We start from the raw sequence: 21,275 nt of genomic DNA, 5'->3' as shown, positions 1-21,275 counted from the left end.
ACTCAAAGGTAAGGTTTAATACTATTAAAATATTGAATAAGCATTAATTGTTCGGTAAAACACTTTTTTTTATTGTGGTTTAATATGTTAATAAAAATATAATATTTTTTTTTTGGACGAAGCGTGTTGATTTTGTTGAATTTTTACATTATAAAATTATGTAATATGTGAAATTGGAATTAAATTGCATGATTGTTGCTTTATATGATTTGAAAATTTAATTTCGATAAGTGCTTGACAAAAGTGTGTTTTTCTAAATTAGAGTTATTTTAAATTTAAATCTTTGAACCTTAGTGTTCCTTGTATGAGCAACTATACCGATAAAGAACTTGTTGGCTTTTTAAATGATACTGACGACGGTGCGATTGAAAAAATCTTTAAACAATACTACTCTTATATATGTAGTGCGGTTTATAAGATTATCCCAGATCCTGTACTGACGGAAGATTTAGCCCAAGATGTTTTTTATGAGTTGTGGAGAAAGAGGGAGAAGATTCAGATTAATAGTTCTTTGAAAGCCTATTTGAAACGCGCAGCTATCAATAAAGCATTGAATTACATTCGTAGTAAGAAGATGAAGTTTGATAGTGATGATAATGATACTGTAATTAATATTTCTGTTGCTAGCTCTGAAAACAGCTTTGAAGCAATGGAATTGCAGGATATTATTAACGCTTCCATTGACACACTTCCTGAAAAGTGTCGCATCGTATTTATGATGAGTCGTTTTGAGGAAATGAGTTATAAGGAAATTGCTGCCCAGCTGGAAATCTCTATTAAAACCGTAGAGAACCAAATTTCAAAGGCTTTAAAGATTTTGAAAAAAGCAGTAAACCCTTATCTTGATAAAGATTTAAAATAATCTTTAAAAAGAGTAGGGGGACATTAAAGTAATGGTGTCTTACTGTCATATACGCTTAAAACTATGCATGACAATTCAGTAATAACGCTGTTGCATAAGCAACTGACTAATCAGTTGGAAGGTCCCGATAAGAGGCTTTTACTAGACTGGTTGGAAAATTCCTCACAGAATGTAGAGGAACAGAAAGATGTGTCCAAGATTTGGGAGCTTTCTGGAAATTATGAGCCTTCTTTCGAACCTGATGTAAATAAAGGTTTCGAACGATTTTCTAATCGAATACAGAAAGAAGCTATTCCACAACCCACTAAAGTATTATCATTAAATCCAATTAAAGCTTGGATGAAGTACGCTGCAGTCGCTGCTGTTCTGATCAGTTCAGTTCTAGTCTGGCAACTCACGCAATCTGTTAATGTTAATCAACTGATGGTATCGACAATTTCGAATGAAATAAAGTCAATAGATTTACCTGACGGTTCTAAGGTGTGGATTAACGAGAAAAGTTCTTTTAGTTATCCAGATAAATTTAATGGAAGTGAAAGAGTGGTCTCTCTAGATGGCCAAGCTTTCTTTGAAATTGAAAAAAATGCAAAAAAACCTTTTATTATACAAGGTGGTGATGCAGATGTTAAAGTATTAGGAACTTCATTTTCCTTTGATACTGAAAACATGGATGGCCTAATGGAAGTAGAAGTTAAAACGGGGACAGTAGAAATCAAACCTAAAGGAAGTAGTGAATCATTTGTTCTTACAAAGAATGAGAAAGGTTACTTCGATTCAGATAAGAAGATGTTCCTAGAAAAAGAATTACTTTCAGTCTCTAACGCGGATTTCTTTATCACTAATAAGTATAAGTTTGTTAATTCTAAATACACATTTGTTTTCGGAGTTTTAGAAGATGTATATGATGTAGATTTTGAATTCGGAAATGAAGGATTAGAGAACTGTGAATTTACAAGTCCGATAGAATTTGATAAAAATAATATTCAAAGTGCTTTGAATGTTATCGAAAGAGTATACAAGAATAGAAATTTAACCATTGAGAAAGTAGAGAATAATAAATATATTATTAATGCTGATCCTTGTAATTAGATTTTAAAAAAAATATAATTTTTAAAAGCTCTTGGTTTCCAAGAGCTTTTTTTTGTTTATAGAGCAAAAACCCTTTATTGATGCAAGTTTGGCATGATTTTGTCAATTCAGATAGGTAACAACCTATGCACAAGAAAATACTACTCATACTAATCGTTTTTGGACTACCAATATTAGCCTTTGGGCAGAATGATGTATTCGCTAAGAATATAACATATTCTTGTTTTAAGAAACCGCTTTCCGCAGTTCTGGTAGATCTAAGTACCGCTACAGATATTAATATTGCCTTTGATCCTTCCGTCATTTCTGAAGAATATATTATTTCTATTAATATTCAGAAAGAATCTTTAGCAGATGTGTTAAGTGTTATCCTCGCTGACACGAATCTGGAATATGAAATGCTCGGAGGCCAAATTATAATAACTGCTAATCCGCTCAAGGATAAGGTGGGCAAATTTATTTTTTCTGGATATATAGAAGATGCAGTAAGTAGGGAGCGACTGGCATATGCGAATGTTTATAGCATGAAACTTAATGTGGGTGTTTCTGCAAATGAATATGGATATTTTAGTTTTACGGCAAAAGATAGTATCGTCAATTTAAGATTTACATACTTAGGTTATGAAGCTTTTACTGCTACTTTATCATACGAAAAGAAAAATCATGTGATCAGCATGACGCCTAATATCTTATTGAATGAAATTATCATTGAGGATACTAGACTTGTAAAGAAAGAGAACATCCAGGAAGTCAATACTTTCCCACTTCATATCTTAAATAATATGACCGCCCTTGGTGGTGATCCTGATGTAATTAGACTTGCCGGAATGCAAGCAGGAGTATCAACTGGAGCTGATGGTCTGGGAGGAATAAATGTGAGAGGTGGTTCTATTGATCAGAATTTAATATTAATGGATGGTGTTCCAGTTTATAATACAGGTCATACACTAGGAATGTTTTCAGTGTTCAATACCTCTATGGTTAAAAGTGCGAAACTTTACAAAGATGCATTTCCTGCTAAGTATGGAGGAAGATTATCCTCTGTGTTAGATGTAAGAACGAAAGAAGGAAACCTTAAGAAATTTGCAGGAGATGTTTCACTAGGGACTATTTCTGCAAAGTTTGTTCTAGAAGGACCTATTAAGAAAGATAGAAGTTCATTTATTATTTCTGGTCGACGATCGATGATAGATCCATGGATAAAATCATTTTCGAGATCTTTCAAAAATGCTGCTCAGAATGATGGACAAGTATCTTATAGTTTTTATGACTTAAATGCAAAACTGACTTTCAGAGTTGGAAAAAGTTCTACTTTCTATTTGAGTTATTATGAGGGAAAAGATGTATTCGGTGATGAAACAATTAGTGAATCTAGAGAGGATTCATTAGATATTATTGATAATTATGAAAATGCCTGGAACTGGGGGAATAGAATAGGTTCTGCAAGGTTAAGCACAAAAATAGGCAAGAAGCTGTTTATGAATTCTACAGCTTACTATTCTCAATTTTCGTTTGATGCCTTCAAAAATGAACAATCTAGATCTACCATTGACCTAGAACCGAATACATTAAAATATGATGGAAGTCTTTTCCAAAGTAAAATAACAGATATAGGGTATAGACTTGACTTTAACCTGAATGCTAATAATTACCACCAACTCCAGTTTGGGTTAGATTTAGTTAGACATCAGTTTGATCCAGGTTTAGCAGTTGTAAATGAATCAGATTCAATAGTATTTGATGACGAAGTCCTGAGAAGAGCGGACTTAAAAGAATATTTAGACCCAACAACTGAATCGGGTCTAGAGGGGAATTTATATTTTGAAGATAAGATAAAAGCGACAGATAATATAGATGTTGTATTAGGTGCACGAGCTTCATTCATTAGATCAAGGAAGAAAAATTATATTTCCTTTTTACCTTCTGTAATCATAAATTCAGAATTATCAGAAGATTTTTTATTGAGATTGACTTATTCTAGATCTAACCAATTTCTACATTTACTTACGACATCAGGTTTGGGATTGCCTACAGATGTTTGGTTGCCTACGACAGATGAGTTACAGCCAGAACGTGCTTGGCAATACAGTGCAAGTATTTTGTCTAGGTTTACGGAATTTGGGCATTTAGAAATAGGAGGATTTTACAAAAATTTAAGTCAGATTCTTACTTTAAGGGAAGGCCCTGTTTTAGATATTAATAGTGGCACAAACTGGGAAAGTGACATACCTACGGGAAGTGGCTTAAGTTATGGAATCGAAACCACTTTAGTAAAGAATGTAGGAAAATTCAAAGGTTCGGCCTCGTATACATGGTCTAAAGCTACCCGTTTATTTGATGAAGTAAATAATGGAAATCCTTATTATTTTAGATATGATAGGAGGCATATGGTTAACACGAGTGCATCTTATAGAATAAATAGTAACATAGAAATAGCAATGAATGGTCTTTACTTAACTGGCAACCCAGTTACAGTTCCCTCTCAATTTTTACCGGTAGGGCCAGATTCACCGGATTTTATAAGTGTTTATACAGAAAAAAATAATATCAGACTCTCTGATTATAAAAGAATAGATGTTTCGGTTAACATATTTAATAAATATGCTTGGGGACGCCAAAAACTTACCATAGGTGTTTACAACTTATTTAACTGGCAAAATCCCCTGTTTTATTATGTCAGAAGAAACAAAGATAATATAACCCAACCCGAAAGGAAACAAATTTCCATTTTACCCCTTTTACCTTCATTAAGTTACAGTCTGACTTTCTAAAGGTTACATATGATGTTAAGTGTAATAAGTAAGTAATCTTGCAAAAAGTTATTTTTATGGATATTAGAATAAATTATTTGTAACTTTACTGTATGAGAATCAATCACTTATGAGAAAAGTGTAATATGTTAAAATTAATGAGGACTTAAATGTAAATTGTATATTTGCATTGAGATTTATGGAACCAACTAGGAATACTTTGAAAAGACTAACTATTTTTTTATTCGCCCTCTTGCTATTTTCATCCTGCGAGCAAGACGCATTTTTTACAGTTCCCGATGGGGATTCTAAATTATTTGCTTTTTCAGAAATATCTACTAAAGAAAAGGTAAAGGTATTTGTTAACACAGCAGTTGGTATTAATACTGACGACAGCTTTATTTATCCGAAACAATCTGACGCAGAAGTTATTCTGATGATCGATGGTGTTGCACTAGAAGATCCGGGGTTTAGATATATTAGTTCAGAAGGAGCATTTGTATCGCAAGGGGCTTTCAGGCCTGAAGCTGGCATAAATTATGGACTTAAAGTTATATTGAGTGAAAATAATCGTATTAATCCTATTTTAGGGAATACGATGATTCCTATTCCTGATACTTTGAAAGTTGTAAAAGTAAAATCTCTTAAAGAGCAATTTCTAGCCTATAATATGAAAGATTTCGTAGCTTCTTTTAACATTGGTTTTGACGATATGGAAAATGGTCTTTATATCTTAAGAGCTTATTTCGATAATAATGGTGTTAAAGAAAATTTACTAGTTCGAGATATTAATCAAGAAGGGGAAGGTGCATACATTTCTAATTATAATAAAGGAGTATTAATTAATAAGGATAAATTAACTGATGAATTAACTATTGAATTTACTAATAGAAAAAATGTAGATGGCGATTTATTAATCGATGAAATACAATTTGAATTGTTATCTATTACATCAGATGCTTATAATTATTATAAATCTTTTGCAAAGCAAGTTGCTTCTCAATCTGCAGGGATTGCTGAACCAGTAATTTCTTATACTAATTTTGAAAATGGTTTGGGTTTATTCACAGGATATTCATCTACAGAGCTTACGGTTAGCGTAAATTAAAATCTTTCTACATTTCTCTGGAGTATATATATTATATACTCCATTCTCCATAATTACATAGTCATATATTATAAATATTTTGCATACGTAGTTAATATGCAAATTTAATTTGTAAATTTTTTTTGCCTAAAGTGTGACAATCAAAAGTTGTATCGTCTTAACGATATGATTAGACCACTACTTACAATTCGTTCTATCATAGCCTTACTTGTTATGATATCTATAGGATTCACATCTTGTGAATCTGATGCTTATTTTGAAGTTCCAGATGGAGAGTCAAAATTGTTTGCGTTTTCAGAAATTAATACTGAAGATTTAATAGAAGTTAAAGTTAATACCAGTATAGGTATTAATACTGACGACCGATTTTATTTTCCAGGACAGGAAGGTGCTAATGTGACCCTTTATAAAGATGGAGTTCCATTAGATAACCCAGGATTTAGATATATATCTTCTAAAGCAGCTTTTGTGTCTCTTGGATCCTTTCGACCTGAAACAAATGCAGTTTATGGTTTGCATGTTGAATTAACGGATAAGACTTCAAAGATTAAGGAAATTTATGCAGAAACATCTATACCTGTAAAGGACACTCTAAGTAATGTATTAATTGAGAAAATAGATGAAAGTCACATAAGAGTTTCTTGCGGATTTAAGAACTTAGAAAATGAGTATTTCATGCTAATACCTAAGTTTAAGAGTTATCAAGGAGCCTTTTTAAGGACTGAAATAAGCGATATAGAAAATACTAATGTATCTCTAAGATCAATTATTAATGAGAATAAATTATTAATTTCTAAAGCAGAGTTAGAGGAAGATCTCATCTTTGAGGTGACATCTGATGAAGTTTTAACTGGTAATCTACTAGACATAGAATTAAGAAGTATTACTAAAGAGGCTTATAAGTATTATGAAAAGTATTCACTAGAAGTTGTTTCTCAAAGTATTTCTGTATCGGAACCAATTATTCGTCAGACAAATTTCGAAAATGGACTAGGCCTTTTCACAGGTTATGCTAAAAGTAGTGCCAGTTTCCTTATCAATTAAATAACATATATTTTTTTTTATCAATTAATATTAGCTTTAAAATTAGCGAGTATTCCCCATTTTAAAGGGCTTAAGCGTATATGTGCCCGATAGTAAAGTTCTTATTTAAATATAAACATAGGGGAGGAGAGAGTTGTGAGTGTCTATTATACAGATGCGGTTTTGAAAATTATCAAATCTAAAATTAGTGTTAGAAATAAAAAATGTAGTGACGTGGAAATTCAGATTAAAGCAGATTTTTTAAGAAATTTTCCTCTTTTTGAGGACCTTCCGAATCAAGATTTGGTAAAGTTAGCCAGTATCATTGATAAAAAAGAATCGCCAAAATATCATTTTATATACCAAGCCGGCGACCTAACGGATACCATATACTTCTTAGAAAAAGGTACTTTGAAAATTGGCACTCATTCTAAAGAAGGCAAAGAAGTTATAAAATCAATATTGCATCCGAAAGCAATGTTTGGTGAGCTGTCTTTACTTGGAGAAGAGAAAAGAGCAGATTTTGCTAAAACAATGGATTCTGCAACGGTATACTATATAATGAAGGTTGCTGACTTTAAAGAAGTTGTAAGATCTAATTCGCAGTTAAGTATGAAGTTGATTTCCATGTTAGGAAGAAAACTGAAAAATACGGAAATGCGATTAGAGTCAATGATCTTAAAAGATGCAAGAGCAAGGATAATTGATTTCTTGAAAGATAATGCTAGAAATCAAGGTAGAAAAGTTGGATTTGAAATGTTGTTAAAACATAGTTTAACCCAGCAAGATATCGCAAATTTTACGGGTACGAGCAGGCAAACTGTCACCTCCGTATTAAATGATTTGAAAAAATCTAATCTAATATATTTCAAGCGTAAGAGTATTCTTATCAGAGATATGGCAGCATTAGTTTAAAAATATATAAGACGTAAGTAGTAATTAGTAATTAGGTTTAGTTAATGTTTTCATGTGGCCAGCTTAGCCACTCAAACAAGAAGCACTAAAAGGCATGCAAAAAAGATTGCGTGCCTTTTTCCTTTTTTATAAAAAAAAACCAAAAAATATTTCTCAATTCAAAAAGGAAATGTACTTTTGTGTCCCATTCTAAAAATGATTAGAATGTTTTTATTTCGGAGGAGTGGCAGAGCTGGTTTAATGCACCGGTCTTGAAAACCGACGTACCCTTACCGGTACCGGGGGTTCGAATCCCTCCTCCTCCGCAAATACTAATAAAGAGGCTTTCTCAATAGAGATTGCCTCTTTTTTATTTTACATATAATTGCTAGAATATTGTATTCTTCATGAAGTAATGAATAATGTTAGAAGTGCTATGAAGTCTTAAATCTATTTCTTGTGATCAAATTTTTAGATTGATATGAAGAATCTACTAGAAAATCGCTGGTTTTTATTAATCATTATAGCACTTACTTGGGGGAGTTCTTTTATCTTAATTAAGAAAACACTTATTTCCTTTACGCCGCTGGAAATAGGAGCATTCAGAGTTGGCGTTTCCGGTCTGATAATGTCCATCTATGGAATACCGGCTTTATTAAAGATGAAGAAGAAAACCTTATTCTGGGTAACCGTATCAGGTTTCTTAGGGAATTTTTTACCAATGTTTTTATTTCCAATTGCCCAGACGCATATTAGTAGTTCGATCGCTGGTATTCTTAACTCTTTGGTTCCAGTTTTTGTGTTAGTTCTCGGATTTCTCTTTTTCGGGATTAAAAGTCGATGGTTCCAATTAATAGGAGCAGTGATTGGGTTTATAGGAGCAGCTCTCTTGATGTATTATTCTAAGAGTAGTAGTACCGATTCTCAAATTGGGTATGCCTTATTAATAGTATTAGCAACCATTTGCTATGCAACTAATGGATTAATTGTAAAAGAGAAATTGCAACACGTCCCTTCCTTGCAGCTTTCGGGTGGTGTCTTCACCATTTGGATGATTCCTTCTTTTGTATTATTAATATTTTCTGGCTTCTTTGAAAACACAAACTTGGATAGTGAAACATTGCAATCCTTGGGATACTTGAGTATTCTGACTATTATGGGTACAGCAATAGCGATGATTTTGTATTTTAAACTAATTCAAAGTACTTCACCTATTTTCGCAAGTACCGTAACTTACCTTCTTCCGGTTGTTGCTGTCATGTGGGGTTTAATAGATGGAGAAGAATTTTCCATTATTTATGTGATCGGCGGACTTTTAATCCTTATAGGTATATATTTAATCAGAGAAAAGAAAAAGGATCCACATCTTATCCCGAGGTAATGATTGTGACACGGAGGCAAATTCTTTATCTTTAAATAGAAGGCATTTACTTTATCATATTTACCAATTAATTTTTTAGAACTAATATTTATTGGTTTATTTAGGTGTTCCTTTTTCAACGACAGAAAAAAAATTACCTTTAGTCAAACAAACTTCTTATGCAGATTGATTACACAGCGATTATTCAGAAAGCTTGGGATGGTTATGGGGATACCAGGAAGATTAGAAATATTACAAATATTAGTATTGAAGTATCTACAAATGCTGTTTATAAAATAGACTTAGAGGATAAGAATATTCTGTTTGCCAAATTATCCTATTTCGGAAAACATGAAGCTTTTTCTAATGATCATAGGATAATCAACGTGCTTTCTAATAATTTGGGTTTACCATTTGATGGATTCTTAGCTCGCTCTTTAATGCAAGGAAAAAAATTATACATCTATCGATTTAAAGATGTAGAAATAGATGCTTCACTTGTATTTTACTTGCCTGTTAAAATTAACCAAAGACCTCCGAAGAAATTAGATGAGAATCAAATCACTAAGTTAGCAAGAAGCATAGCTCATTTTCATCTCTGCTGTGATCAAATAAGAAATACACTTCCAGAATCAAAGAAAGATCTGTATGATGATTTGAGACATCTAAAAACAGACTTATATAATGGTCACACGCAGTTCGGTGCTCATGCTCCATTAATACATGAACACATAGAAAAGTTTTTAGTAAATGCAGCTACTTTAAATTATAGGTCATTTAATAAAATTCCTGTATTCTTAGATTGGAATATTGGAAACTTTAGTGTCAATGAAAATTTTTCGCTTTTCTCACGATGGGATTATGATTGGTTCAGAATAGACAGTAGAATAATGGATCTTTACTTTCTGGCAAGAGTCGTCTCTGAAGTAGGGGACAAAACTTCATTTCATTATGGATTTGAAATTTTAAAAGAAGATCGATTTATGCACTTTCTCAAATCATACCACGAGGTTTTTCCTTTTTCAGGAGAAGAGCTGCATTTTATCAAAGAAAGCTATCGATTCTTCATATTGAACTATGTAGTGAGAGAAGGAAGACGTTTTTTCCATAATGACTACAGCTATAAATTACAGGAAGATGCATATCATTATTTACCTCAATTAGACAATGATCTAGATACTGATATCTATTTAAAACATCTTAAGATATGACTATGTCGCACAGAATGAAGCTGAGAAGCTTTGAATCGGTTTTAAAAAACTATAAAGCCGTGTTCCTTGATTCATTTGGAGTAATAAAAAATGCTCATGGAATTATTCCTGGTGTTATAGATTCAGTGAATACCTTAAAAGAAATGGGCAAGGAGGTAATTGTTTTGACAAATGACTCTTCTAAAAGTCCTGCATTGCTTGCACAGAACTTTCGCCGGTTGGGTATGGATATGGTCAACGAAGAAAATATAATTAGCTCAGGAATGATGGCTTTGGCTTTTTTGAAAAATAAAATCAAAAAGGGGACTATTGTTTACGTTGGAACAAAGCAATCTTCATTCTATGTAGAAGAAACAGGAAGAAATTTTATTTCTATTCGAGACTTTAATTTGAAAGATATAAAGGATGTTTCAGCACTAGTTTTTCTGGATGACGAAGGATATGATTGGCAGATGCACTTAAATAAAACTATTAATATTCTGAGAATGAAGAGTATTCCAGTGGTTGTGGCTAATACAGATAATACATATCCTGTTTCTTCCACGGAAGTAAACATAGCAACTGGCGCAATTGCAAGAATGATAGAAAAGATTAGCAAGAAAAAGTTCATTTACTTTGGGAAGCCAGATTCTCAAATGTTTATGTTTGCTTATGAGCGCATTGTCAACAAAAAGAACTTGAAGAGGAATGAGATTCTGATGGTAGGTGATACGCTGAGAACAGACATTATGGGTGGTAATAAATTCGGACTAGGCACCGCACTCGTACTCAGTGGGAATACATCTGAAAATCAGATGAGGACCTACATCAAAAGTACCGGTATAATTCCAAATTATATCTGCCCGAGTATCGCTATGGACCATTATTGATTTGCTGATCTAATATCTTCTATTTCTTTGATTTCTTTAGCTAGTGGTTCTCCTAGTAATTCGATTCCATCTTGCTTTATTAAGTAGTCATCTTCGATTCTAATACCACCGAAATCTCGTATTTTATTTAATTCTTTGTAATCGATAAAGGAAGTGTGCTTCTTTTCAGCACTTAATTGATCAATTAATTCTGGTATAATATACAATCCAGGTTCGATCGTAATGACAAAATCTTCTTCCAAAGATCTTCCTAACCTCAAAGATTTTAATCCGAATTCTTTGCTTTTAATCATTCCACCGCCATAACCTACATGCTGTTCTCCTAAGTTTTCCATATCGTGAACATCGAGTCCCATAAGATGACCTAGGCCGCATTGGAAAAACATAGTATGTGCACCATTAGCAACAGCTTCTTCTGGATCACCTTTCATGATGCCTAACTCAATTAAACCTTTTACTAAAGTTTTAGAAGATTCTAAATGAACATCAAGAAACTTTACACCAACTTTTGATTTTCTAATGGCTGCCTTCTGCGCATTAAGAACAATTTGGTACATATCTGCTTGTATTGCAGAGAATTTTCTATCGACAGGGAATGTCCTTGTCATATCCCCTGCATAATGCAAAGTGGATTCCAGACCACTATCGAAAAGAATCATGTCTCCGTGTTCTAAGACATTATCATAGGAATGATTATGAAGTACATGACCACGTTTTGTACATATTGGTAAAAAACTAAAATCGACATTCTTACTAGCACCAAATGCTTTAGCTATCGCCACCAGATCATATTCATGCATTCCACGCCTAGCTTTAGACATTACTTCTAAGTGCATGTGGCTAGTGAAAGTACATGCTTCATGTAAAGAATCAATCTCTTCTGGTGATTTTACATTTCGTTGTGCTACGATTGCTTCTATAAGTTCTTCAGAGTGATCTCCTAAACTTGCAACTCTCATCTGATGAAGCGGCCGATATGGTGGTAAGTGATGAATGTTACCTCCTAAATCTTTAGCAAGATCAGATAACGGTTTTACATTTGTGATTCCAACTTTTTCAGCCATTTCTTTGACCGTAGGAAGTGGCCCAGTCCACACAATATCTTCTATCGTTAACTCGTCTCCATAAAGTGTTGTTTCTCCTGTATCTGTATCAATGATTAAATCAAGGCTGGGAATATTCAGACCTGCATAATATAAAAATGTAGAATCTTGTCGGAATGGATACCAATTATCTTTGAAATTAACACTGCTTTCTCTATTTCCTAATAAGAATATTTTCCCGTTAGAAATGGTCTTTGCTAATTGTTCTCTCCTTTTAATATAGGTTTCTGCACTAAATGTGTGGATCATCATGCGATTTAAATTTACGTAATTATAGCCATAATAATTTTATAAATGATGAAACCCACAATAATACCTAGTCCCCAATTCCTTAGAAATTTTTTCTCTTTCAAAGTTTATGTTTAATAGTATTTTGAGCGTCAATCACTTGACACATTATTTATAATCTTCACAATATAAGGCATCTCATGATGATTTATAAGGTAGATTTCATTTAAAAAGAATTTACTTCTGTTAAATTGTTCTATAAATCAAAAAATAATTCTCCAAGATAGTGCTCTGGCATAGATGTATAAGTGTAATGTACTGGAAGGTACCACTTCAAACTGCTTAACACCGCCTGAAAATGTTTTTCACTATTAAACTTCGAAGGAACTAGATTGAATACAAGTTGATTCATAATTCCATTTTCTGTCATAATATTCAATAAAGAGACCTTTGGAAAATGGTAATTATTCTTCACAAGGTATGCTAGTATAACTTTACGAGTCAGTGGATGTAATATACTGGCTGTTGGATTCCCACCTAATATTTCTTTTTCATTTTGAAACTGAGTAGGCGAGGGTGGTAGCCAGTTTTGCAAGTTGCTTCTGAACGATTTCCTATAATGGTAGTTCAGGAGTTCCCCATAAGAAAATCTCATTTCTGGTTTCTCACCATAAGCAGTGATAGATGCACCCAAACCATCTTTTAATAAATGATCTTCGATTAGTTTAGATATGGTATACGCCTGAAATGGAGCACCTACATTTGGGATTTCAAGCTGGAAATATGGGAATCCATCGTCTCCTTTTTCTATTTGTGGAATTCTACAAGCTAGATGAGCTTCACCAGCATGCTTCATAAAGTTCTTATCCCACGTCAAATTTCGTTCGGCCAGCGGTACTTTCGATAAAGCTTTTAATTCTATCGAATGTTGAATTGCAGGGTCTATTTTTTTGGCAAATAGGTTTCTTAATTTCATTAATTATCGAATTATAAAAGTTAAAATACAAAATTTCTTATTAAGGTATATATTAAATAAAAATATAATATATATTTGTACTATGAACCAGCTTCTTGTTGTCATTATCATCATGCTAATTCTAGTGATTTGTATTTTGTTCATCAACTTAATCCAACACCAGAAATCCTTCCAGTCTCAGAAGGCTATTTCTAATCAGTTAGAACTTAGTCTAAATAAGCATGTTCAAGAAAACTTTTTTAATTTCCAGAAGTCAATTTTTGGTCAACTAGAAAATACAGCCAATCATCACCAGTTTGTTTTTGAGGAGCTAGAGAAAAGTAGCAAGTCGTTAGATGAAACAGTACACAAGAAATTAGAAGAAATAAAATTTGTAGTCGATGAAAAATTACAAAAGACACTTGAAACTAGGTTGACCCATTCTTTTCAATTGGTTTCTGATTCGTTAACTAAAGTTCAGAAAGGACTTGGAGAAATGCAAATTTTAGCGAATGGGGTAGGCGACTTAAAGCGAGTATTGTCCAATACAAAATCAAGAGGTGTTTTAGGGGAAATACAACTCAGTAATCTACTAGAACAATTGTTGACTCAAGATCAATATTCTTTAAATGTAACGACAATTCCCAATACGAGAAACCATGTTGAATTCGCAATAAAATTTCCAGGAAATACAGAAAGTTTGCCCTATATCTGGCTTCCTGTAGATGCTAAGTTTCCCCTAGATATATATGAACATCTATTAAATGCGTATGAAAGCAATGATAAAGATGAAATTACAAAGAAGCGGAAACAATTAGGAGTAACTGTTAAGCAAATGGCCTCTGAAATAAACACGAAATATGTCTATCCACCATACACAACAGATTTCGGTATCATGTTTTTGCCGACAGAAAGTCTTTATGCTGAAGTTTTAAGAATTCCTGGCTTAATAATGGATGTACAAAGTGCATATAAGATAATGATTGTAGGTCCTAGTAATTTAGGGGCATTCTTATCTTCACTGCAGCAAGGATTTAAAAGCTTAGCAATTGAAAAACAAACTGGTGAAGTGTGGAAATTACTAAATGTAGTAAAAAATGAATTTCACAAGTTCGGAGATATTTTAGATAAAACTCAAAGAAAAATTCTAGAGGCAAATAAGATAATCGAAACGGCTGGAGCGAAATCTAGAAATATTGAACGAAAGTTAAATAATCTTGATAAAATCAAATTTTTAGACTGATTTATGCTTTTGTAAGACATTTTTTAAAAAATTATAAATTATTAACATATTAGCATCAACATAATTGAATCTAATATCGTTCTTATTATATAGAAGGAAGAATTTGAGATGTGCAGAACATTATATGACTTTATTCAAAAGTTGCAAAATGTATTTTGAATTCTTTGACACTATGAAAATTAACTTTATTAAGTAACATTATTAATCCAACTATTATGAACAAATTAAAGAGCTTGCTCAAATCCTTCTTCAGTTTTCTAATTTTTACTTCCAGAAAGCGGAAGATTGCCATGGGCCCAGAAGAGGATTACGAAAGATGGTTAGGAATTTAAATTTCCTAGCCTTTTTTTATACCCTTAGCCAACCTTTTTCTATTTCCTTCCGTCTATTTAAATAATGGGTTCTTCATTAGATAAAATCATATCGGGTTGTATTGCTAATAAAAGGCGCTACCAGGAAGAGTTATACAAAATGTATTTCTCTAAGATGATTGCTATGTGTCTCAGATATACATCTGACCAAGACACTGCCATGATGGTAGTTAATGACGGATTTCTAAAAGTATTCAAGAATATTCAAAATTTTGAAAATCGTGGCTCATTCGAAGGATGGGTTAGAAGAATCATATTTACTAGTTTGTCCGATTATTTTCGGAAGGAGAATAAGTACTTAAAGTTTATGATTTTCGAAGAGCCAGAAAAGAAATCAGATGAAACCATATTAGAAAGGCTTTTCTATGATGATTTGATCTTACTTATCAATCGATTATCTGGTAATACTCACAAAGTTTTTAGTCTTTACGCTATAGAAGGTTTTAATCACAGAGAAATTGCAGAAAAGCTATGCATCAGTGAAGGAACATCTAAATGGCATCTATCTGAAGCTCGTAGAAAATTAAAGGAAATAATTAAAGAATCAAAGGCAACACTTAATCATGCAGGATAATAAACATAAAGATCTTAGCGAAATAGGCTGGAAGTCGATGGAGGCATTGCTCGATAAAGAAATGCCTGTAAGAGATAATAGAAGGAGAGCTTTGATCTTTTTTCTATTGTTCGGCATGGTTGCTTCTACTTTAGGTTATTTTACATTAAATAATTTAATTTTAGAAAATGATGTCAAGACAAAAATTGAAGATGTCGCATTAGATGAGAACCTGGAAAGTAAAGTGAATAAAGAAAAGATAACTACTGAACTCTTAGTAAATAACACAATCCAAGAAACTTCCGTTTTACCTAAAACAGCAAGGAGTGAAAGCGAAGCTGTAAATATTACTCCTGTGAAAAACCTAAGTGGTGACCATAGTTTACCTAGCCTTCTTCAAAAGGGTGATGGTCAGAATAGTCATGAAAGCACTAACTTTTCAGATGATGATATAAATAAGGCAACAAGTATTGAAGAAATTAAGTTGAAATCCTATTCTAACCTCGAACATGACACAAGCATTAAAGATAGTGGCAATCAAACGGAAAAGGTTGAAGCGATAATTAAAAAGCCATCCATAAATTTACTAGATGGATTGTCAAGTCAAGATCTTAAAATGTTTTTAATTGAAGATAGAATCAGCGAATCTCCCGAAATTGTAGAAATTATGAATCCTAATCCAATATTCTTTAGATTTTATGCTGGGTATGCCTTTCCATTAGCCTCTGATGTAAAAGGGCCTGAATTTGGTTTTAATGCTGGAAAAGTGTTAGGCCGCCGTTGGGAATTACAAACTGGGATTCATTTTTTATTAAGCAATAAAAATTATAGTTTTTTATCTAATTATAGGACTGAAGAATTTGATGTTAGTTTTGGCGCTCCAACCGAAGTGACAGATGAATTTGTCGGGTATAATACAGTTGAGGAGCTTGGTAAGAATAAAATATCTGAGAAATACTACAGTCTTGTGTCTCAGAAATTAACCAAACTCTATTTTCTGAATATCCCACTGCAGATAAATTACAAGATTACTCAAAAACATCATGTAGGATTGGGAGTTCAATATAGTTATCTTATAAAAGGATATAATGATGAAATAAATCTTGCTGAAATTGTGACGAGCCTTTCCAATTCTAATAGTTTCTTAGGAGTTTCTACTCTGAATGATAATAACCTATTAACAAAGCATAACTTTGCTTTCAGAGGTCAGTATAGATATGAGATAACCAATAAATTAGGCGTCAACCTTACTACAAATTATGGTTTGAATAAAATTCTGAAAACTGAAGCCAAATTGGATTCAAAGAATAGATTGTCCTATATTAATGTAGGAGTAGCCTACAAATTATAAGTGTAGTCTAGCTTTTCTTGCTAACAATTCTTCTTCTGTTTCTTCCCTGTCTGGATCAGGTAAACAACAATCCACTGGACAAACAGCTGCACACTGAGGTTCATCATGAAAACCTTTACATTCTGTACATTTATCAGGAGCAATAAAATAGAATTCATCACTGACTGGTTCGTTATCATGTTCTGCGTCTACAAATTCACCTGTTTCTAGCTCATACTTTCCAGAAACTCCTGTTCCTTCAGCAATTTGCCAGTTAACTCCACCTTCATAAATTGCATTATTAGGGCATTCAGGTTCACATGCTCCACAGTTAATACATTCATCTGTTATATAAATTGCCATATGTGTTCATTCAAGTATTAGGATGCAAATATACAAATAAAGAATAATAAGCCTTGTTTAGTTCAGAAAAAGTGTATTAATAAAATCATAATATGAATTATCATAGGGTTCTATTTTGTGATATGTTTCTTATTGACCAAAAGTGAATTATATAATACGTTTTTATTAAAAGTGATACACTTATAGATATATAAATTTGATATTAAAATATTTAATAATGTTTAATTAACACTTTATCAGTATAATATAAATTTTTATAATTTATATTAAAAATAATTCTATGTAAAAGATATAGAATGAACTATTTATTATTACTTTTCATGCTAGAATAGGGATGTTCTGATTTTATTCACGATGAGAAATCGTTACCTGGAATAAAATTAACTAGGCTATTTCATTTGAATGGGAAGTAGTCTAATATAAATATTTTGAAGTAAAATGACTAAACACCTAGTAAACTCGCAGTGTAAATCTGTGCTGATTATGCTTTTGAGTGTGCTGTATTTTTTTAGCCCGACAACTATGGTAGCTCAGGTGATTAATACCTGTAGCACTACGTTTACAGATTCTGGAGGAACTGGATCAAATTATGGCAATAATCAAAATATAGTTTCAACTTTTTGCTCAGATAACGGAGGTGGAAGAATTCGTGCTATTTTTTCAGCGTTTAATGTTCATAGTTCTGACGATTTTCTTATATATGATGGTCCGAATACAAGTTCTTCACTAATTGGGACTTATAACGGAAATGAAGGAGATATGCGTAGTTTAATTGTTGCTTCAACTAACTGTCTGACATTTCATTTTATTTCTGATGGCAGCACCAATAGGGCAGGATGGGTTGCCCAAATTTATTGTGAAGACCCTTATGACACCATGTCAGAAATTGAAGATTGTACAGATGGCATAGATAACGATGGAGACCAGTTTATAGATGAATTGGATTTAAGTTGTATAGAAGATGGTGTTATGGAGCAATTTGACTGTGATAATGCCTTAACATATTACATCCCACCAGTATGGAGAATGTCTAATGCAGGCAATACTGATTATATGGAACCATCTTCTTTTAATATATCTACAATTTTTCCCGAAGCAAATTTTAACATTACCTCTGCAGATGGGTCATACACTTATTCAGGTGTTGTAAATAGTATGAATTCATTAACAGTAGATTTGCAAGGGGAGAATATTATGCAAACACCCAACAATAATGCAAAGGAGTTGGATAATGGTGTAATCGTAACTTCTGATTTCCCTATCCAGCTTATCTATAAAATTGACGCAAGAAATAATAAAGTTTTAATGACTGGTAAAGGTATAGAAGCATTAGGGCGTTCATTTATTGCAGGTAGTCAAACCAGAATGGCAATTGCGAGAAATCAAGGAACTGGTTTATCAGAGAATCACTTTATATCAGTCATGGCTGTGGAAGATGATACGGATGTAACTTTTATATTTGATGTACCTATGCAAGGGATAACTAGTCCACATACTGTTACCCTTAATAGGGGAGAAACTTACTTGATAAAAGATAATGAAAACAACGTAACGGTTTCAGGTATAAAAATTACTTCAACTAAGGACATTGCTGCTATTTCAGGTTCACAGCATTCAAGGCTTTTAGAAGGTGGTGATTTAGATGGCGGAATAGATCAGTTAGTCCCGATTGAAAGTTTGGGCAACGATTATGTTGTGGTTAGAGGTGGAGTCGATGCTGATGATGATTACGCGATCATTATAGCTGTGGATAATAATACGAGTGTTTATATCGATGGAAATGCAAGTCCTGAGGTTATTTTAGATGCAGGCCAATTCTATGAATATTACTTAGGAGGCAATACAGAAGGAGAATCACATTATATAAATACCTCTAAGCCTTCGTACGTTTATCATATCACAGGCCAGTCTTCTGAAGAAGTAGGAATGGGAATAGCAGGACCGATTTCTGAATGTTCAGGTTCTACTAGTATTAGTTTTGCAAAATTTAATGCAGGCCAAAATGTGGTGCAAATTATTATTCCTGTTTCTGGATTTAATTCATTGAGATTTAATAACACATTAGTTAATGATATTGGCAATGCTATTACGGATGTCGTTCCTGGATTAAGTCCGGCGCATATAGCGGTAACAATTCCAAATTCTGAAGTTGAAGATGAAAATACAATTACAGCAGATATTAATTTTACTGCTGGGCTAATTGTTGGCGATGGTGCAAGTGGCACTTTTGGGTACCTTTCATCTTTTGAAGAGAGAATCTTTATAGTTGATCCAGAAAACGGACTTCCTAGTACCTTTTTTTACTCGGATACTATTTGTGCTGGTGAACCTAATGAAATGTGCTTGGACTTTGCTGGTTGTGGAGAGACTTATCAAATCACGTCAATAGTAACTGCGAATTCTCAATCTAGTGCTTCTGCGATTAGAGATATTTGTATATTATATACTCCTCCAGATGATTTTAATGGTAATGATACGGTGACAGTTTCTTTTGAAAATGAATTAGGTGTTACAGGATCTGCATGTATAGTCTATTCCATATCATATAACAGTGGATTTATTATTGATGTGATGACGAATTCAGCGATGGATACAACAGTATGTGAATCATATTCAGGTACTTTGAAACATGAAAATTTAGGAGGGCATGAAGGTTATTTATACCTGTGGAATACAGGTGAAACCACTCCTGAAATTGAAGTCGATGTCACAGAATCTTCAATTTTCAGCACTACAGTTACTGATAGATTTGGGTGTGAAGCATTTTCATCATTTGCGATAACAATTGAAAATGAAAGTATTGCAAATGCTGGAGAAGATTTATTAATTTGTTATGATGAAGATGCCCAATTAGCAGCTACTTTGGCCAGTGGGGAAACAGGGATATGGACTGGTGGAGATGGAATGTTTTCAAATATTAATGATCCTTTGGCAATTTATACACCTGAAAGTTCTGAAATTGGGAATACGGTAAGTCTAACCTGGAATGTAGATGGGAATAATACTTGCGATCCAGTTTTTGATATGGTGGATATCATTATTTTGGGGAATACAGTCCCAAGTTTGAATATTCAATCACCGATTACTATTTCGTGTGAAGAAGATTATACACATAAGAGTTTAATCGGGCAGGTTGAAGTAATTTCTAGTATATCAGGGATTTCAGATACGATGGAAGTATTTTTACCTTCGTTAGGTCAATGTAATAATACTGGAGTCGTAGAAAGAACTATTACGGTTGTTGATTCTTGTGGGTTAAGCAATATGATAGTGCAAATTATTAATGTTGTAGACACCACACCTCCAAGCTTTACCGTGCCATCAAATATTACGATCAATTGTGAAGTAATGCCAACAATTGCAAATACAGGCGATGTATTGGATGAAGCCGATAATTGTGGAGTGGGAGAAGCGACGTTTGCAGATGTAGCAGATTTATCAGGATGCAATGGAACCGGGATGATTACCAGGACCTGGACCTTAGTTGATGCCTGTGGAAATATGAATGTGCAAGAGCAGATCATCACTGTTCAAGACACCTCACCGCCGAGCTTTACCGTCCCATCAAATATTACAATCAATTGTGAAGTAATGCCAACCATAGCAAATACAGGCGATGTAGAAGACGAAACCGATAATTGTGGAGTGGGAGAAGCGACGTTTGCAGATGTAGCAGATTTATCAGGATGCAATGGAACCGGGATGATTACCAGGACCTGGACCTTAGTTGATGCCTGTGGAAATATGAATGTGCAAGAGCAAACCATTACTGTTCAAGACACCACACCGCCAAGCTTCACTGTCCCATCAGCTATTACGATCAATTGTGAAGTAAAGCCAACAATTGCAAATACAGGCGATGTAGAAGACGAAGCCGATAATTGTGGAGTAGTAGAAGCGACGTTTGCAGATGTAGCAGATTTATCAGGATGCAATGGAACCGGGATGATTACCAGGACCTGG

General features: G+C 33.3%; 15 protein-coding genes, 1 tRNA gene and 1 pseudogene. 14 read left to right on the top strand and 3 right to left on the bottom strand.

What is annotated here, in order from left to right:
• Nucleotides 1–304 precede the first annotated feature (304 nt).
• The 10 genes from L2586_RS21110 (at nt 305) to L2586_RS21065 (ending at nt 11,166) form a co-directional block, all read left to right on the top strand.
• Complete coding sequence (locus L2586_RS21110) at nt 305–862, top strand: RNA polymerase sigma-70 factor (RefSeq protein ID WP_235294945.1); 558 nt, start codon at nt 305–307, stop codon at nt 860–862.
• Nucleotides 863–925: 63 nt separating this feature from the next.
• A complete protein-coding gene (locus L2586_RS21105; RefSeq protein WP_235294944.1) occupies nt 926–1,951 on the top strand; it encodes a FecR family protein in 1,026 nt (341 codons plus the stop codon).
• A 125-nt stretch (nt 1,952–2,076) separates the two neighbouring features.
• The gene (locus L2586_RS21100) at nt 2,077–4,722 is read left to right on the top strand and encodes a TonB-dependent receptor (protein ID WP_235294943.1); all 2,646 of its coding nucleotides are present in this window, start codon (nt 2,077–2,079) and stop codon (nt 4,720–4,722) included.
• A gap of 199 nt (nt 4,723–4,921) precedes the next feature.
• Nucleotides 4,922–5,809, top strand: a complete 888-nt coding sequence (locus tag L2586_RS21095) for a DUF4249 family protein (protein WP_235294942.1) — start codon at nt 4,922–4,924, stop codon at nt 5,807–5,809.
• A 165-nt stretch (nt 5,810–5,974) separates the two neighbouring features.
• A complete protein-coding gene (locus L2586_RS21090; RefSeq protein ID WP_235294941.1) occupies nt 5,975–6,853 on the top strand; it encodes a DUF4249 family protein in 879 nt (292 codons plus the stop codon).
• A gap of 162 nt (nt 6,854–7,015) precedes the next feature.
• Nucleotides 7,016–7,747 (top strand): Crp/Fnr family transcriptional regulator, encoded by a 732-nt coding sequence (locus L2586_RS21085; protein WP_235294940.1) that lies wholly within the window; start codon nt 7,016–7,018, stop codon nt 7,745–7,747.
• A 217-nt stretch (nt 7,748–7,964) separates the two neighbouring features.
• Nucleotides 7,965–8,052, top strand: a tRNA-Ser gene (locus L2586_RS21080).
• A gap of 155 nt (nt 8,053–8,207) precedes the next feature.
• Nucleotides 8,208–9,107, top strand: a complete 900-nt coding sequence (locus L2586_RS21075; protein ID WP_235294939.1) for a DMT family transporter — start codon at nt 8,208–8,210, stop codon at nt 9,105–9,107.
• Between the two features lie 158 nt (nt 9,108–9,265).
• Nucleotides 9,266–10,297 (top strand): hypothetical protein, encoded by a 1,032-nt coding sequence (locus L2586_RS21070; RefSeq protein WP_235294938.1) that lies wholly within the window; start codon nt 9,266–9,268, stop codon nt 10,295–10,297.
• Nucleotides 10,294–11,166: a TIGR01459 family HAD-type hydrolase gene (locus tag L2586_RS21065; protein ID WP_284284825.1), complete on the top strand. Its 873-nt coding sequence runs from the start codon at nt 10,294–10,296 to the stop codon at nt 11,164–11,166. Before L2586_RS21070 ends, L2586_RS21065 begins: the two co-directional genes overlap by 4 nt.
• Here the strand turns inward: L2586_RS21065 and L2586_RS21060 are convergent.
• Nucleotides 11,160–12,521, bottom strand: coding sequence for an aminopeptidase P family protein (locus tag L2586_RS21060; RefSeq protein ID WP_235294936.1), 1,362 nt, complete (start codon nt 12,519–12,521; stop codon nt 11,160–11,162). The two genes, L2586_RS21065 and L2586_RS21060, sit on opposite strands and share 7 nt — an antisense overlap.
• A 232-nt stretch (nt 12,522–12,753) precedes the next feature.
• Nucleotides 12,754–13,473: a hypothetical protein gene (locus L2586_RS21055; RefSeq protein ID WP_235294935.1), complete on the bottom strand. Its 720-nt coding sequence runs from the start codon at nt 13,471–13,473 to the stop codon at nt 12,754–12,756.
• 82 nt (nt 13,474–13,555) lie between these two features.
• On the opposite strand from L2586_RS21055, the gene L2586_RS21050 reads away from it, so the two are divergent.
• From L2586_RS21050 to L2586_RS21040, 3 genes are all read left to right on the top strand, one after another.
• On the top strand, nt 13,556–14,695 hold the full coding sequence (locus tag L2586_RS21050; protein WP_235294934.1) for a DNA recombination protein RmuC: 1,140 nt from the start codon (nt 13,556–13,558) through the stop codon (nt 14,693–14,695).
• Between the two features lie 396 nt (nt 14,696–15,091).
• Nucleotides 15,092–15,640 carry an RNA polymerase sigma factor gene (locus tag L2586_RS21045; RefSeq protein ID WP_235294933.1) on the top strand — a complete coding sequence of 183 codons (549 nt, stop codon included), beginning with the start codon at nt 15,092–15,094 and terminating at the stop codon, nt 15,638–15,640.
• Entirely contained in the window at nt 15,630–16,970 is a 1,341-nt protein-coding gene (locus L2586_RS21040) for a hypothetical protein (protein ID WP_235294932.1), read from the top strand. The genes L2586_RS21045 and L2586_RS21040 overlap by 11 nt, the downstream gene beginning before the upstream one ends.
• Here the strand turns inward: L2586_RS21040 and L2586_RS21035 are convergent.
• Nucleotides 16,965–17,312 (bottom strand): 4Fe-4S dicluster domain-containing protein, encoded by a 348-nt coding sequence (locus L2586_RS21035; RefSeq protein ID WP_235294931.1) that lies wholly within the window; start codon nt 17,310–17,312, stop codon nt 16,965–16,967. The two genes, L2586_RS21040 and L2586_RS21035, sit on opposite strands and share 6 nt — an antisense overlap.
• Nucleotides 17,313–17,834: 522 nt before the next feature.
• Between L2586_RS21035 and L2586_RS21030 the strand changes: the two are divergent.
• Nucleotides 17,835–21,275: pseudogene (locus L2586_RS21030) on the top strand (hypothetical protein); the annotation flags it as partial.

This window comes from Portibacter lacus, from assembly GCF_021533215.1.
Lineage (GTDB): Bacteria > Bacteroidota > Bacteroidia > Chitinophagales > Saprospiraceae > Portibacter > Portibacter lacus.
Note: the sequence above shows the minus strand (reverse complement) of the source record. Positions and strands in the feature narration are given on the sequence as shown.

Excerpts from the sequence above, each read along its gene's own strand:
- L2586_RS21055 (WP_235294935.1), bottom strand. The coding sequence starts at position 13,473 with ATGAAATTAAGAAACCTATTTGCCAAAAAAATAGACCCTGCAATTCAA.
- L2586_RS21065 (WP_284284825.1), top strand. The coding sequence starts at position 10,294 with ATGACTATGTCGCACAGAATGAAGCTGAGAAGCTTTGAATCGGTTTTA.
- L2586_RS21075 (WP_235294939.1), top strand. The coding sequence starts at position 8,208 with ATGAAGAATCTACTAGAAAATCGCTGGTTTTTATTAATCATTATAGCA.
- L2586_RS21100 (WP_235294943.1), top strand. The coding sequence starts at position 2,077 with ATGCACAAGAAAATACTACTCATACTAATCGTTTTTGGACTACCAATA.
- L2586_RS21090 (WP_235294941.1), top strand. The coding sequence starts at position 5,975 with ATGATTAGACCACTACTTACAATTCGTTCTATCATAGCCTTACTTGTT.
- L2586_RS21110 (WP_235294945.1), top strand. The coding sequence starts at position 305 with ATGAGCAACTATACCGATAAAGAACTTGTTGGCTTTTTAAATGATACT.
- L2586_RS21035 (WP_235294931.1), bottom strand. The coding sequence starts at position 17,312 with ATGGCAATTTATATAACAGATGAATGTATTAACTGTGGAGCATGTGAA.
- L2586_RS21050 (WP_235294934.1), top strand. The coding sequence starts at position 13,556 with ATGAACCAGCTTCTTGTTGTCATTATCATCATGCTAATTCTAGTGATT.
- L2586_RS21045 (WP_235294933.1), top strand. The coding sequence starts at position 15,092 with ATGGGTTCTTCATTAGATAAAATCATATCGGGTTGTATTGCTAATAAA.
- L2586_RS21070 (WP_235294938.1), top strand. The coding sequence starts at position 9,266 with ATGCAGATTGATTACACAGCGATTATTCAGAAAGCTTGGGATGGTTAT.
- L2586_RS21040 (WP_235294932.1), top strand. The coding sequence starts at position 15,630 with ATGCAGGATAATAAACATAAAGATCTTAGCGAAATAGGCTGGAAGTCG.
- L2586_RS21060 (WP_235294936.1), bottom strand. The coding sequence starts at position 12,521 with ATGATGATCCACACATTTAGTGCAGAAACCTATATTAAAAGGAGAGAA.
- L2586_RS21105 (WP_235294944.1), top strand. The coding sequence starts at position 926 with ATGCATGACAATTCAGTAATAACGCTGTTGCATAAGCAACTGACTAAT.